Annotated in this window: 10 protein-coding genes; all 10 read right to left on the reverse strand. The window is 69.1% G+C overall.

What is annotated here, in order from left to right; translation table 11 throughout:
• Nucleotides 1-23: 23 nt before the first annotated feature.
• The 10 genes from GTY58_RS13110 to GTY58_RS13155 all read right to left on the reverse strand — a co-directional run bounded on the left by GTY58_RS13110 (nucleotide 24) and on the right by GTY58_RS13155 (nucleotide 15,137).
• Nucleotides 24-302 (reverse strand): hypothetical protein, encoded by a 279-nt coding sequence (locus GTY58_RS13110; RefSeq protein ID WP_010983940.1) that lies wholly within the window; start codon nucleotides 300-302, stop codon nucleotides 24-26.
• A 201-nt stretch (nucleotides 303-503) separates the two neighbouring features.
• A complete protein-coding gene (locus GTY58_RS13115) occupies nucleotides 504-974 on the reverse strand; it encodes a DNA starvation/stationary phase protection protein (protein ID WP_010983941.1) in 471 nt (156 codons plus the stop codon).
• 244 nt (nucleotides 975-1,218) lie between these two features.
• Nucleotides 1,219-1,596, reverse strand: coding sequence for a helix-turn-helix transcriptional regulator (locus GTY58_RS13120; protein WP_010983942.1), 378 nt, complete (start codon nucleotides 1,594-1,596; stop codon nucleotides 1,219-1,221).
• 109 nt (nucleotides 1,597-1,705) lie between these two features.
• Nucleotides 1,706-2,251: a CinA family protein gene (locus tag GTY58_RS13125; RefSeq protein ID WP_010983943.1), complete on the reverse strand. Its 546-nt coding sequence runs from the start codon at nucleotides 2,249-2,251 to the stop codon at nucleotides 1,706-1,708.
• Nucleotides 2,248-3,096 carry a CDP-diacylglycerol--glycerol-3-phosphate 3-phosphatidyltransferase gene (gene pgsA, locus GTY58_RS13130; protein ID WP_010983944.1) on the reverse strand — a complete coding sequence of 283 codons (849 nt, stop codon included), beginning with the start codon at nucleotides 3,094-3,096 and terminating at the stop codon, nucleotides 2,248-2,250. Before pgsA ends, GTY58_RS13125 begins: the two co-directional genes overlap by 4 nt.
• Nucleotides 3,093-4,580 (reverse strand): 30S ribosomal protein S12 methylthiotransferase RimO, encoded by a 1,488-nt coding sequence (rimO, locus tag GTY58_RS13135; RefSeq protein ID WP_010983945.1) that lies wholly within the window; start codon nucleotides 4,578-4,580, stop codon nucleotides 3,093-3,095. The genes pgsA and rimO overlap by 4 nt, the downstream gene beginning before the upstream one ends.
• A 111-nt stretch (nucleotides 4,581-4,691) precedes the next feature.
• Nucleotides 4,692-5,561, reverse strand: coding sequence for a helix-turn-helix domain-containing protein (locus GTY58_RS13140; protein WP_037650093.1), 870 nt, complete (start codon nucleotides 5,559-5,561; stop codon nucleotides 4,692-4,694).
• 264 nt (nucleotides 5,562-5,825) lie between these two features.
• Nucleotides 5,826-8,543, reverse strand: a complete 2,718-nt coding sequence (locus GTY58_RS13145; RefSeq protein ID WP_052082383.1) for a DNA translocase FtsK — start codon at nucleotides 8,541-8,543, stop codon at nucleotides 5,826-5,828.
• 143 nt (nucleotides 8,544-8,686) lie between these two features.
• Entirely contained in the window at nucleotides 8,687-9,373 is a 687-nt protein-coding gene (locus GTY58_RS13150; RefSeq protein ID WP_010983948.1) for a response regulator, read from the reverse strand.
• Nucleotides 9,374-9,647: 274 nt separating this feature from the next.
• Nucleotides 9,648-15,137: a HAMP domain-containing protein gene (locus GTY58_RS13155; protein WP_010983949.1), complete on the reverse strand. Its 5,490-nt coding sequence runs from the start codon at nucleotides 15,135-15,137 to the stop codon at nucleotides 9,648-9,650.
• Nucleotides 15,138-15,505: the final 368 nt, after the last annotated feature.

Genomic DNA, 15,505 nt, shown 5'->3' on the forward strand with positions numbered 1-15,505 from the left:
CTCCAGCACCCAGCGCCACCGGGTCAGGCGCGCGGCGCGTCTCCCCCACGCCGCACCTCCGCGCGCCCTTCCCGCGACCTCCACTGCTGCCAGGACACCGCCCACTGGTCCGAGCCGGCCGCTCCTGCCACCCGGGCCTTCGGCACACAGTGCACCGGCAGCAGGCTCAGCCCCCACCCCCCGGCCACGACGGCTCCCTCCAGCACCCCGGAATCGGGCACCAGTACGAGCCGTAGTACCCCCCACCACCACAGCGCGCCGAGCGCCAGCGCCACCCCCCAGCGCGCTATTCGCCCAGCCATCGCCGCCTCCTCCAGCCCGACGCTAGACCGCGGCTCTCCCGCACCGGGAGGGCGCACCGACGGCACACCGGCGCACTGCCGCACCCGTCAACTCCGGCCCCTCGCACGGAGGGCGCGCCCGCCGGCCTCACCGCCGCGCACACGCGCCCCCTCCCGTACCCGCACACGCGCCGGTACCGCGGCCTTGCCGCGGCGCGCGGCTCACCCGTTCTCCGCCTGGAACATCCAGTGGTGCTTCTCCAGATCGGCGGTGATCCCGATGAAGATGTCCTGGCTCACGGGGTCCGCGTCCGCCGTCGACCCCACGCGCTCCCGCATACGCGAGATCACCGCGCCCAGCGCGGTGACCAGCATGCCCACCGCGTCCTTGTCCTGGATCCAGCCCGCGGCCGTCTCACCGATGCCACTGGTGTTCGCCACGGTCACGGCGCGGCCGTCCGGGGAGACACCCAGGGTCGCGGCGCGCTCGGCAACCGTGTCGGAGTGCAGCCTCGCGGTGTCGACGACGTCGTCGAGTTGCAGGTGAATGGAGCGGAAGCGCGGTCCGATGACGTTCCAGTGGACCTGTTTCGCCACGAGTGACAGATCCACCAGGTCGACCAGCGCACCCTGCAATGCCTCGGCCACGGTCTTCAGGTCCGCGTCGGGCAGCGGGCTCTTCACGACATACATCGGCGATCTCCGAATCCTCATGCGTCCGTCGTATGACCCGAGTACCCCGTATTTCCACCATGACCGCCTCGCCCCGCCCCGGCAAACGGGGCCGTCCGGCAACGCGAGAGCCCCGGCCACGCCTCTCCGGGGTTCCCGGAGAAGCCCCGGCCGGGGCTCTCGCACGAGCTCGTCGGCTCGTGCAGGTTCTTGCATGGGTCCTGCGCACTCAGCACGCGAATTCTCTCGCGCGCGCCCGTGAGTGTCAGGCGGCGACCACGTCCACTGCCTCTGTGGGCGCCTTGATCGTGACCCGTTCCGGTGGCACACCGGCGACGGACACGGAGTTGAGCATCGGGCGACGTACCGGTGTTGGTACCGGTTCGGTGGCCGCAGCCGACTGTGCCAGCTCGGCGAGGGCGAGCTCGTCGCTCACTTCCCGCATGAGCTCGGACATCCGTACGTCCAGCGCGTCGCAGATCGCGGAGAGCAGCTCGGAGGATGCCTCCTTCTGCCCCCGCTCCACCTCGGAGAGATAGCCGAGTGAGACTCGGGCGGACGAGGAGACTTCGCGCAGAGTACGGCCCTGGCGCTGGCGCTGCCGACGCAGCACGTCACCCAGCAGGCGACGGAGCAGAATCATCGGTGGCTCCCTCCTCGGACCGCGTAGCCGCATCCTTCACGCCCCACCGTACCGCCTTGCGCCGCGGCCGTGCGGGGAGCGATGTCGTGTTCACTCAGGGCTGTAAACATCAAGTCCCCCCGTTCTCTTCCGTATCCTGTGCCCGCTCATTCCCGGTCTGTTCGCCCGCGAGCTCCTTCAGGAGCAGTGCGAGTACGCTCCGTACACTCTCCATACGGATTTCCGCACGGTCGCCGTTCAACCGCAGGGACGCCACTTTCCCGCCACCGCTGGAACTCCCGGAGCCCGCGAAGGGCCCGTCGACGGCCACGAAAACCGTGCCGACCGGCTGTCCGTCCTGTGCCTCCGGCCCCGCGACACCCGTGGTGGAAATCCCCCAGTCCGCGCCCATGACCTTGCGGACGCCGACCGCCATCTGGGCAGCGACCTGCGGATCCACCGCTCCGCGCTCGGCCAGCAGAGTGCTGTCGACGCCGAGGATGTCCCGCTTCACATCGGTGGCGTACGCGGTCACCGAGCCACGGAAGCTCTTGGAGGCTCCGGGCGCCGCGGTGATCTCCGCCGCCACCAGGCCACCGGTCAGCGACTCGGCGACGGCGAGCGTCTCGCCCCTCACTCCGAGTAGTCGCAGCACTTCAGTGGCCAGGGAATTCACCGTTCCGCCTCCTCGGCCGCGGCTTTGCGCTCGGCGATTCCCTGCCTGCGCAGCACAATGGCCTGTCTCACATAGTCGAGCCCGGTGACCACGGTCAGGACGATCGCCACGCCCATCACCCAGAACCTCAGGGTCGCCAGGGGTCCCGTCAGCGCCAGCACGTACATCCCGACGGCCACGCCCTGGGTCAAGGTCTTCAGCTTGCCGCCGCGGCTCGCCGGGATGACCCCGTACCGGATCACGACGAAACGCAGCAGGGTGATCCCGAGCTCACGCCCGAGGATCACCCCGGTGACCCACCACGGCAGATCGCCGAGCCAGGACAGACAGATCAGTGCCGCACCCATGATCGCCTTGTCGGCGATGGGGTCGGCGATCTTCCCGAAGTCGGTGACCAGGTTGTACGTACGCGCCAGATGGCCGTCGAAGATGTCGGTGATCATGGCGACGGCGAAGGCCGCCCAGGCCCACGCGCGCCAGGCGGGGTCATAGCCGCCGTCGGCCAGCATGAGTGCCACGAAACCCGGTACGAGGACCAGGCGGAGCATGGTCAGCAGGTTCGCGACGTTCCAGACGCTGGCCTGGTTGACGGCCGCGGCGCCCAGCTTTCCGCCCCGCACCTGCCGCGTGCTCTCATGACCGGCGGAAGCTCCGCCCTGGGCGCCCTGTGTGCCGGCGGCGCCGTCATCCACGCTCTGCGCACCGGAGGAGCCGCCCGCCGCGTTCCTCGCGGTCATCGCGCCCGGAACGCCGGCGGCTCCCTTGGCCCCGGAGGCGCCCGCCGCGGAGGCCGCACCCCGTGCGCCGGCGGAACCGCCCGCCGCGGATGCCGGGACTCCGGTCATCTGCCCGCCTCCTCAGTACACACGAGCGACCCCGGGAGCGGCTCGGCCACGAGGTCGACACCTTCCGTACCGACCACCTTCGCCTCGACCATACGACCGACGGTCAGACCTTCGCCGCTCGTGAACAGCACCTGGCCATCCGTCTCGGGCGCCTGGTGCTCGGCGCGGCCGACGGCGCCCTCTTCGTCGTCGATGGACTCGACCAGGACGTGCACGGTCTCGCCGACCCGCTCCTCCGCGCGCTGCGCGACCAGTTCCTCGGCCAGCCGGGAGACCCGCGCAAGCCGCGCGGCGACGACGTCCTCGTCCAGCTTGTGGCCGTACGTCGCCGCCTCCGTGCCCTCCTCGTCGGAGTACCCGAAGACGCCGATCGCGTCCAGCCGTGCGCCCGTGAGGAACCGCTCCAGCTCCGCGAGGTCGGCCTCGGTCTCGCCGGGGAAGCCCACGATGAAGTTGGAGCGCACGCCGGCCTGCGGGGCCTTGGAGCGGATCGTGTCGAGCAGCTCCAGGAAGCGGTCCGTGTCACCGAAGCGGCGCATCGCGCGCAGCACGTCGGGCGCGGAGTGCTGGAAGGACAGGTCGAAGTAGGGCGCGATCTTCGGCGTGGAGGTCAGCACGTCGATGAGCCCTGGCCGCATCTCCGCGGGCTGGAGGTAGCTGACGCGGACGCGCTCGATCCCGTCCACCTCGGCGAGTTCGGGCAGCAGGGTCTCCAGCAGGCGGATGTCGCCCAGGTCCTTGCCGTACGAGGTGTTGTTCTCGGAGACCAGCATGACCTCCTTGACGCCCTGCTCCGCCAGCCAGCGCGTCTCACCGAGCACGTCACTGGGGCGCCGGGAGATGAAGGAGCCGCGGAAGGAGGGGATAGCGCAGAAGGAGCAGCGCCGGTCGCAGCCGGAGGCGAGCTTCACCGAGGCGACCGGGGAACCGTCGAGGCGGCGGCGCAGGGGTGCACGGGGGCCGGACTCGGGCGCCAGGCCCTCGGGCAGGTCCTCCGGCAGGCCCTCGGGGGCACCGTGCCCCGGAAGTGCCACGTCCGCGCCCGCGCTCTGCCGCTCCGCGGGGCTGATCGGCAGCAGCTTGCGGCGGTCGCGCGGGGTGTGGGCGGCGTGGATGCCGCCGTTCAGGATGGTCTGGAGGCGGTCGGAGATGTTCGTGTAGTCGTCGAAGCCGAGCACGCCGTCGGCCTCGGGGAGGGCCTCGGCCAGCTCCTTGCCGTACCGCTCGGCCATGCAGCCCACCGCCACGACGGCCTGGGTTCTGCCGTGTCCCTTGAGATCATTGGCTTCCAGGAGGGCGTCGACGGAGTCCTTCTTGGCGGCCTCGACGAAGCCACAGGTGTTGACGACGGCGACGTCCGCGTCCTCGGCGTCCTCCACGAGTTGCCAGCCGTCCGCCTCCAAGCGGCCTGCGAGCTCCTCCGAGTCCACCTCGTTACGGGCGCAGCCAAGGGTGACGAGTGCGACGGTACGGCGTTCAGGCATGGGCTCAAGACTACTTCGTCCCGCTGACAGCCCACGTCGACGGGGTTGGCCGATCTTGGCCAACCCCGTGTGCTCCCGCCCTTGATTGCCTGCTGTGCCCCTTCGGGCCCGTCATCCGGCCTGGGGGTCGCCCTTGGTGTATGTGAGGCGCTCCACCTGGCCGGCCTGGAACTCGTCCTGGATCTGCTTGCCGTTCACGAACAGCTGGACCGCGCCCGCGTCACCGAGGACGAGCTCGATCTTCTCCTTGTCCTGGAAGGTCTTGGAGTCGCCCTTCTCCAGGGTGCCGTCGAACAGCAGCCGGCCGTTGTGGTCCTTGGCGGAGATCCAGCTGCGGCCGTCGGCGGCGCTCACCTGGACGGTCACCTTGTCGCGGGGCGCGGCCGCGATGGCGCTGTCCGAGACGTCGGGCTTGGGGTCGACGGGCTTGGCCTTCTTGGGCGTGGGCGAGGCGGGCTTGCTGGTGCTCGGCGTGGAGCCCTCGGCGACCTGCGTCTTCGTGCCGTCGCCGCCGCCGCTCCCCTTGACGGCGGTGAACCCGACGAAGCCGATCACCGCGACGATCGCCGCGACCATGGCCGCGGTCCAGTTGGGCCCGCGCCGCTCCGGACGGATGCGCTCGGCCTCGAAGAGCGGGGCGGCCGGGGTCGGGGCGGGGCGCCCGCCGTGATCGGCGTCGTACTGGGCGAGCAGCGGCGCCGGATCGATGCGCACCGCGCGCGCGAGGGTGCGCAGGTGACCGCGCGCGTAGACGTCACCGCCACAGGGGGCGAAGTTGTCCTGCTCGATCGCGTGCACGATGGCGATGCGGACCCGCGTGGCGTTGCTGACGTCGTCGACGGTCAGCCCGGCCGCGATGCGCGCCTGCTGCAGAGCACGGCCGATCGAGGGGCGATCCGCCGCACGGGCGTCTTCACGATCGCTTTCGAACGGACGCTCGTCCTCAGGGGAGTTGCCGTCAGGGGAGTTGCCGATGGACACGGGGGCGCCTTTCGAGCGTGTAGCCACCTGTGCTGGAAGTTCAGTCTAGGGGGGGTACGAAAGGGTGGGGCAACCGGGCGGTAGGACTTTGTACGCCATCAGAATGGCCGGTCATCCTGATGCTGGGACATGCTCCTGCCCCTCCCTCAACTTGACGTACGCCGAAGGGAAACGGTTGCTCACAGATCCCTTACGGGTGGGTCACGTTCGCATACCCACGCACGACGCGCCCATTCCGTACGGCGTCCGGAATCGCCCGAATGCCTACGGCGCAGCCTCCCCGCGAATCACCGCGAGCACGCCATCCAGCTCGTCGGCCTTCACCAGAACGTCACGTGCCTTGGAACCCTCGCTCGGGCCGACGATGTTCCGGGACTCCATGAGATCCATGAGGCGCCCCGCCTTGGCGAACCCGACGCGCAACTTGCGCTGGAGCATCGAGGTGGACCCGAACTGCGTGGAGACCACCAGCTCGGCCGCCTGGCACAGCAGGTCGAGGTCGTCGCCGATGTCCTCGTCGATCTCCTTCTTCTGCTTGGTGCCCACGGTGACGTCGTCCCGGAAGACGGGCGCCATCTGGTCCTTGCAGTGCTGGACGACGGCCTCGACCTCGTCCTCGGTGACGAAGGCGCCCTGCATACGGGTGGGCTTGTTGGCGCCCATCGGCAGGAAGAGCCCGTCGCCCTTGCCGATCAGCTTCTCGGCGCCGGGCTGGTCGAGGATGACACGCGAGTCGGCGAGCGAGGAGGTGGCGAAGGCTAGCCGGGAGGGCACGTTCGCCTTGATCAGACCGGTGACGACGTCGACGGACGGCCGCTGCGTGGCGAGCACCAGGTGGATGCCGGCCGCGCGCGCGAGCTGCGTGATGCGCACGATGGCGTCCTCGACGTCGCGCGGCGCGACCATCATCAGGTCGGCCAGCTCGTCCACGATGACCAGCAGATACGGGTACGGCGACAGCTCGCGCTCACTGCCCTCGGGCAGCTTCACCTTGCCGTTCCTGATGGCCTCGTTGAAGTCGTCGATGTGCCGGTACCCGAACGCCGCCAGGTCGTCGTAGCGCAGGTCCATCTCACGCACGACCCACTGCAGCGCTTCGGCGGCCCGCTTGGGGTTGGTGATGATCGGCGTGATCAGGTGCGGGATGCCCTCGTACGCGGTCAGCTCGACGCGCTTGGGGTCGACGAGGACCATCCGCACGTCCTCGGGGGTCGCGCGGACCATGACGGACGTGATCAGACAGTTGATGCAGGACGATTTACCGGAGCCGGTCGCACCCGCGACGAGCAGGTGCGGCATCTTCGCGAGGTTGGCCATCACATAGCCCCCCTCGACGTCCTTGCCGAGCGCGACCAGCATGGGGTGGTCGTCCTCGGCGGCGTCCGCGAGGCGCAGCACGTCACCGAGGTTGACCATCTCGCGGTCGGTGTTCGGGATCTCGATACCGACTGCGGACTTGCCGGGGATCGGGCTGATGATCCGCACGTCGGGGCTGGCGACGGCGTACGCGATGTTCTTGGTGAGCGCGGTGATCCGCTCGACCTTCACGGCCGGGCCCAGTTCGACCTCGTAGCGCGTGACCGTCGGGCCGCGGGTGAAACCCGTGACGGCGGCGTCGACCTTGAACTCCATGAAGACGTTCGAGAGGGAGGCGACGACGGCGTCGTTGGCGGCGCTGCGCGTCTTGCCGGGGCCACCGCGCTCCAGAAGGTCGAGCGACGGCAGGGAGTAGGTGATGTCGCCCGAGAGCTGGAGCTGCTCGGCACGCGCGGGCAGGTCCCGCGTCTCGGCCGGCGGCGCCTTGGTGAGGTCCGGGACCCCCGCCTTCGACGCCTCCTTCCTGGGCGGCTTCACCGCCTTGGCGCGTGCGGCCGGTACGGGTGTCGTCTCCTCGTACCCGTCACGCTCCACGGTGACGCCCTGCGTCAGATCGGCGACCAGCGGGGAGGGCGGCATGCCGTGCAGGACGGCGCCGTCGAGGGCGGCAGCGGCGGCTGCGGCGACGTCCACGGCATCCATGGGCCGGTTCAGGTCGGGCTGCTGCCCGGCGGAGCGCCTGGGGCGGCTGCGGCGCTTGGAGAGTGCCTCCTGCTCGTCCCCGTCCGGGTCGTAGCCCGCGGGGGCGGGCCCGCGCCGCCGGGCGTTCGGGGGCAGCGCCTCGCGCCACTGCTCGTCGTAGCGCTCGTCGTCCTCGGCGAGTCCCTCTTGCGCGTCGTGGACGACGCCGAGCCTCACGCCGAGCAGCCGCAGCCGCTGCGGGATCGCGTTGACCGGGGTCGCCGTGACGACGAGCAGCCCGAAGACGGTGAGCAGGACGAGCAGCGGGACGGCGAGTACGTCACCCATCGTGTACGTCAGCGGAGTGGCCGCGCTCCAGCCGATGAGGCCGCCGGCGTCCCTTATCGCCTGCATGCCGTCGCTGCGCGCGGGCGCCCCGCACGCGATGTGGACCTGGCCCAGCACGCCGATGACGAGCGCGGACAGGCCGATCACGATGCGCCCGTTGGCCTCGGGCTTCTCCGGGTGCCGGATGAAGCGCACGGCGATCACCGCGAGCAGTATCGGCACGAGCAGGTCGAGCCGGCCGAAGGCACCGGTGACCAGCATCTCGACCAGGTCGCCGACGGGTCCGCGCAGATTCGACCAGGTACCCGCGGCGACGATCAGCGCGAGCCCGAGCAGCAGGAGCGCGAGCCCGTCCTTGCGGTGCGCCGGGTCGAGCCCCTTGGCGCCCTGCCCTATGCCGCGGAACATCGCTCCGACGGCGTGCGCGACTCCCAGCCACAGGGCGCGTGCGAGCTTGTACACGCCCCCGGTGGGATTGGGCGCCGGCTTCGGAGCGGGCTTCTTCGCCGCGACCTTCCTGGCGGGCGCCTTCCTGACGGCTGCCTTTTTCGCGGGGGCCTTCTTCGCCGGAGCCTTCGTCGGAACGGCCGCCTTCTTCGCGGGCGGCTTCTTGGCTGCGGGCTGACGTGAGGCCATGAGTGTGAGGTTACCGGTGGAGACGGCAGGGGACACGTGTGCCTCCCGCTTCACCCGTTCGTGTCGCCCTTGCCGGGGCGCGAAACTGACGCGGACTCATGAGAGCGGCGCGGGCCGAAGCCCGTCGCCGCACTCGCTCCCGATCAGTTCGGCGACGGCAGCGAGGGCGCTCCGCTCCCGGTGCCCGGCTCCAGGGCGTCCAGCGCCCTGCGCAGACCCGTGAGTTTGCGTTCGAGATGGGCGGCGGTCGCCACCGCGGCCGCATCCGCCGAGTCGTCGTCGAGCTGCTTCGACAGCGCCTCGGCCTGTTCCTCAACAGCCGCGAGCCGTGCGGAGAGTTCGGCGAGCAGTCCCGCCGGCTCCTTGGTCTCGCCGACGGCGACCTTGCCGCCACCACCCTCCAGCTGGAGCCGCAGCAGCGCCGCCTGCTCACGCAGTTGGCAGTTCTTCATGTACAGCTCGACGAACACCGAGACCTTCGCGCGCAGCACCCACGGGTCGAACGGCTTGGAGATGTAGTCCACCGCACCCGCCGCGTACCCCCGGAAGGTGTGGTGCGGCCCGTGGTTGATCGCGGTGAGGAAGATGATCGGGATGTCCCGGGTCCGCTCTCGCCGCTTGATGTGCGCGGCAGTCTCGAAACCGTCCATGCCCGGCATCTGGACGTCCAGCAGAATGACCGCGAAGTCGTCCGTGAGCAGTGCTTTGAGTGCTTCTTCCCCGGACGATGCCCGCACCAGTGTCTGATCGAGCGCAGAGAGGATGGCCTCCAGCGCCAGCAGATTCTCCGGCCGGTCATCGACCAGGAGGATCTTGGCCTTCTGCACCATGGCCCGCCCTCCTCGCCCCGGCATGGGGCCTCCCCTGTCCGCAGGACTTGGGGAAGCACCGGGCGCCGCCCCAGGGGACGACTCCCTTGCGCCGCCCGTCCTTGTGCCGGTCATGGTAGCCGCACCCCGCCTGTCGCCACACCCTGTCACCGCGATGTCACTGTGCACGTAGCAGAAACGTAGCGGGAGACCAGAAGGTTCCCCGAATCCCGCACTCCTACACGGCGTCCGACACACTCAGTCAGCAACTCCGTGTGAACGTTTCGCGTTCCCGTCACTCCGCACGCATCCACTGTTCCATCACGGTGAGCAGATGATCGGGGTCGACCGGCTTGGTCACATAGTCGGACGCTCCCGACTCGATGGCCTTCTCCCGGTCGCCCTTCATGGCCTTGGCGGTCAACGCGATGATCGGCAGTCCGGCGAACTGCGGCATCCGCCGGATCGCGGTGGTCGTGGCGTATCCGTCCATCTCGGGCATCATGATGTCCATCAGGACGACCGTCACATCGTCGTGCTGCTCCAGGACCTCGATGCCCTCGCGGCCGTTCTCGGCGTACAGCACCGAAAGACCGTGCTGCTCGAGAACGCTCGTGAGCGCGAAGACGTTCCGGATGTCGTCGTCGACGATCAGCACCTTCTCGCCGTCGAACCGGATCCCCCGACGCGGCTGCGGCGCCGGCTCCTGCTGCCCCGCGCCCACCCACTGCTCCTGCCCCTGGGCGGGCCTGCCCGGCAGCGCGGTCCGTTCCTCGGCCGCGGTCACCGCCCTGCGACGGCGCCTGAAGAGCGCGGCGGGCCCGTTCTGCGTGTCGCGGTACGACTTCACCTCGGCCGGCGTCTCGATGTCCGGCGCGGACAGCTCCGGCTCGGACGCCAGCAGCTCACCGACCTCCATCGTGGGCGCCATCTGGGCGTAACCCTGCGGCGGCAGTTCACTGGGGTGCAGCGGCAAATACAGCGTGAACGTCGAGCCGCGTCCCGGCTCGCTCGCCGCGTGGATCTCGCCGCCGAGCAGACGCGCGATCTCCCGGCTGATGGACAGCCCCAGACCCGTACCGCCGTACTTGCGGCTCGTCGTCCCGTCCGCCTGCTTGAACGCTTCGAAGATCACCCGCATCTTGCTGGCCGCGATGCCGATGCCGGTGTCGGTGACGGAGAACGCGATCAGACCGGCGTCCGCGTCCCGCAGCGAACCTGCCTCCAGGAGCTGCTCCCGGATGGCCACCGGTACGTCCGCGCCCGCGGGCCGGATGACCAGTTCGACCGCTCCGGAGTCGGTGAACTTCACCGCGTTCGACAGCAGGTTGCGCAGCACCTGAAGGAGCCGCTGTTCGTCGGTGTGCAGCGTGGCGGGCAGTTCCGGCGAGACCCGTACGGAGAAGTCGAGGCCCTTCTCCGCCGTCAGCGGACGGAAAGTGGCCTCTACGTAGTCAACGAGTTGGACGAGCGCGATACGCGTCGGCGACACGTCCATCTTGCCGGCCTCGACCTTCGACAGGTCGAGGATGTCGTTGATGAGCTGAAGCAGGTCGGAGCCCGCGCCATGGATGGTCTCGGCGAACTCGACCTGCTTCGGGGTGAGGTTCGAGTCCGCGTTGTCGGCCAGCAACTTGGCGAGGATCAGCAGGGAGTTGAGCGGCGTACGCAGCTCGTGCGACATGTTCGCCAGGAACTCGCTCTTGTAGCGCATGGAGACCGCGAGCTGCTCGGCACGCTCCTCCAGAACCTGCCGCGCCTCCTCGATCTCGGTGTTCTTGACCTCGATGTCGCGGTTCTGCTGCGCCAGCAGCTCGGCCTTCTCCTCCAGTTCGGCGTTCGACGCCTGGAGGGCCTTCTGCCGGTTCTCCAACTCGGCCGACCGCTCCCGGAGTTGCTCGGTCAGCTCCTGCGACTGCTTCAGCAGCACCTCCGTCTTGGTGTTGACGGAGATGGTGTTGACGCTCGTCGCGATCATCTCGGCGATCTGGTTCAGGAAGTCCTTCTGGATCTGCGTGAACGGTGTGAACGACGCCAGCTCGATGACGCCGAGCACATTCCCCTCGAAGAGCACCGGAAGCACGATGACCTGTGCGGGCGGCGCCTCGCCGAGCCCCGAGGAGATCTTCAGGTACCCGCTCGGCGCGTTCTCCACGAGGATCGTGCGCTTCTCCTGGGCGGCCGTCCCGATGAGCGCCTCACCGGGCCGGAACGACGTCGGCATGGAGCCCATCGAGTAGCCGTAGGACCCGCACATCCGCAGCTCGTACGCGTCCTCCTGCTCGGCGCCGCCCTCCCTGGCGTCGACCAGCGGCATGGCCAGGAAGAACGCTCCGTGCTGCGCGGACACGACCGGCGTCAGCTCGCTCATGATCAGCGAGGCCACGTCGTCGAGGTCGCGGCGCCCCTGCATCAGGGCGGAGATCCGGGCGAGATTGCCCTTGAGCCAGTCCTGTTCCTTGTTGGCGATGGTGGTGTCGCGCAGGTTGGCGATCATCTTGTTGATGTAGTCCTGAAGTTCCTGGATCTCGCCCGAGGCGTCCACGTCGATCTTCAGGTTCAGGTCGCCGCGGGTCACCGCGGTCGCCACGCGCGCGATGGCGCGCACCTGCCGGGTCAGGTTCCCGGCCATCTCGTTCACCGACTCGGTGAGGTCGCGCCAGGTGCCGTCGACGTCCCGCACGCGTGCCTGGCCGCCCAGCTGCCCCTCGGTGCCCACCTCGCGGGCGACTCGGGTGACCTCTTCAGCGAAGGACGACAGCTGGTCCACCATCGTGTTGATGGTGGTCTTCAGCTCCAGGATCTCGCCGCGGGCATCGATGTCGATCTTCTTGGTCAGGTCGCCCTTGGCGATGGCGGTGGTGACCATCGCGATGTTCCGCACCTGGCCGGTCAGGTTGGACGCCATGCCGTTCACGGACTCGGTGAGGTCCTTCCACGTACCGGCGACCCCCGGGACGTGCGCCTGCCCGCCGAGGATGCCGTCCGTGCCCACCTCGCGGGCCACCTTGGTGACCTGGTCGGCGAACGAACTCAGCGTCTTCACCATGGTGTTGAAGGTGTCGGCGAGCTGCGCGACCTCGCCGCGCGCCTCGATCGTCACCGTCCGGGTCAGGTCGCCGTTGGCGACGGCCGCGGCGACCTGCGAGATGTTGCGCACCTGCATGGTCAGGTTGTTGGCCATCAGGTTGACGTTGTTACTGAGGTCCTTCCAGATGCCCGTGACACCGGGCACGTGCGCCTGACCGCCGAGGATGCCCTCGGTGCCCACCTCGCGGGCCACCCGGGTCACCTGCTCGGCGAAGGACGACAGCTGGTCCACCATCGTGTTGACGGTGGTGACGAGTTCGAGGATCTCGCCCTTCGCGTCGACAGTGATCTTCTTCGACAGGTCACCCTTGGCGACCGCGGTCGTGACCTCGGCGATGTTGCGCACCTGAATGGTCAGGTTGTTCGCCATGAAGTTCACGGACTGGGTGAGGTCCTTCCAGGTGCCGGAGACACCCTGCACCTCGGCCTGTCCGCCGAGCATGCCCTCCGTGCCGACCTCGCGGGCCACCCGGGTCACCTGCTCGGCGAAGTTCGAGAGCTGGTCCACCATCGTGTTGAGGGTGTTCTTCAGCTCCAGGATCTCGCCGCGCGCGTCCACGTCGATCTTCTGCGACAGGTCACCCCGCGCCACCGCGGTCGCGACCTGCGCGATGTTGCGCACCTGGGCGGTGAGGTTGCCCGCCATGCCGTTCACGGAATCCGTCAGGTCGCGCCACACCCCGGCGACGCCCGGCACCTGCGCCTGACCGCCGAGCCGGCCTTCCGTGCCCACCTCGCGGGCGACCCGGGTCACCTGGTCGGCGAAGGCGGAGAGCTGGTCGACCATCGTGTTGATGGTGTTCTTCAGCTCCAGGATCTCGCCGCGCGCGTCCACGTCGATCTTCTGCGACAGGTCACCCCGCGCCACCGCCGTCGTGACCTGGGCGATCTGCCGCACCTGCGAGGTCAGGTTCCCCGCCATGAAATTGACGGAGTCGGTGAGTTCCTTCCACGTACCGGACACGCCGTCCACCCGGGCCTGACCGCCGAGGCGGCCCTCCGTACCCACGTCCCGGGCCATCCGCGTCACCTGGTCGGCGAAGGACGACAGCTGGTCGACCATCGTGTTGACGGTGTTCTTCAGCTGGAGCATCTCGCCGGAGACGTCGACCGTGACCTTCTGCGAGAGGTCACCGTTGGCGACAGCCGTCGTCACCTGGGCGATGTTCCGCACCTGGCCCGTCAGGTTCCGGAACGCCGTGTTGACGGAGTCCGTCAGGTCCTTCCACGTACCGGCCGCCCCCGGCACCTGCGCCTGACCGCCCAGCTCCCCCTCGACGCCGACCTCGCGCGCCACGCGCGTGACCTCGGCGCCGAACGACGACAGCTGGTCGACCATCGTGTTGACGGTGTTCTTCAGCTCCAGCATCTCGCCGGCCACGTCGACCGTGACCTTCTGCGACAGGTCACCGTTGGCCACGGCCGTCGTCACGGCGGCGATGTCCCGCACCTGAGTGGTCAGGTTCCGGAAGACCGTGTTCACCGAATCGGTGAGGTCCTTCCACGTACCCGCCGCACCCGGCACGTTCGCCTGCCCGCCGAGCCGCCCCTCCCCGCCGACCTCGTTGGCCACGCGGGTGACCTCGTCCGCGAATGTGCGCAGCGTCTCAGTCATCTGGTTGATCGTCTCGGCGAGCTGCGCGACCTCCCCGCGCGCCGACACGGTCACCTTCTGCGACAGGTCACCGTTGGCGACCGCGGTCGTCACCTGCGCGATCCCGCGCACCTGGGCCGTCAGGTTGCCGGCCATGAGGTTCACCGAATCGGTGAGGTCCTTCCACACGCCGGCCACACCGGGCACCTGCGCCTGACCGCCCAACTCACCCTCGGTACCCACCTCACGTGCGACTCGCGTCACCTCGGAGGAGAACGAGGACAGCTGGTCCACCATCGTGTTGACGGTGTTCTTGAGCTCCAGCATCTCGCCGGCCACGTGAACCGTGACCTTCCGGGACAGATCACCCTTCGCGACCGCCGTCGTCACGAGAGCGATGTCACGCACCTGAGCGGTCAGCCGGTACGCCATGGTGTTGACGGAGTCCGTGAGATCCTTCCACGAACCGGACATACCGCGCACCCGGGCCTGCCCGCCCAGCTTGCCCTCGGTGCCCACCTCGCTGGCCACGCGGGTGACCTCGTCGGTGAACGACGACAGCTGATCGACCAGGTTGTTGACCGTGCGCCCGACCTTCAGGAACTCACCGCGCAGCGGATGCCCGTTCCCGTCCGCCGCCTGCGCCCGCAGCTCCATCCGCGGCGACAGGTCGCCCTCGGCCACCGCGGACAGCACCCGGCTGACCTCGGAGACGGGCCGCGCGAGGTCGTCGACGAGCGCGTTGGAGTTGTCGATCGCGGCCGCCCACGAACCCTCGCAGGCACCCGACTCCAGCCGTTCCGTGAGCTTTCCCTCACGGCCGACCATGCGCCGCACCCGCGCCAGCTCACCGGTCAGATGCAGGTTGCGCTCGGCCACTTCATTGAAAACCGCCGCAATCTCGGACATCACGCCGTCGCCCGAGACTGTCAACCGTTTGCGGAAGTTGCCGTCCCGCATCGACACCAGGGCAGCCAGCAGCCGGTTCAGGGCTGCCGTATCCACCGCCGTGGTGCCGGTGCGCGGTTTGCGCTGGTTACTCAGGGACTGTCCGCCTTTCGCGCGCGTCTTAGTGCCCCGCGTCGCTGCGCCAGACTCCACTGTGTCCCTCCCGCAGGGTCGACCAATACTGCTGTGCGTGCTCGGCTTGCTGATACTTCTGATGATGCTTCTGCGCTTCTGCTCGGCCTGCCGCGTCCTAGTACTCGGCGCGCCAGGTGCTGCCGCCGGTCGTACACGGCAGACGCGCGGCCTGCCCCGGCCTTCCTACGAAGCCTGCCCAGTGTTTCACCCTGGTTGAACCAGGCCATAACAGTTCGGCAGCTTCGCACACGGTCCGCACACCCTCCGGAACGAAACAGTGGTGACCGGCATCCGCACGGACGGCGAAGGTAAGTAACCTTGCATGCGGCTGTCCAGCCGTGCCGGTCCGTCCGGCCTGGGCGGTGGCACGAGCACGAGCGGGCAGG

It is taken from the genome of Streptomyces sp. SID5469 (assembly GCF_009862865.1).
Taxonomy (GTDB): domain Bacteria; phylum Actinomycetota; class Actinomycetes; order Streptomycetales; family Streptomycetaceae; genus Streptomyces; species Streptomyces avermitilis.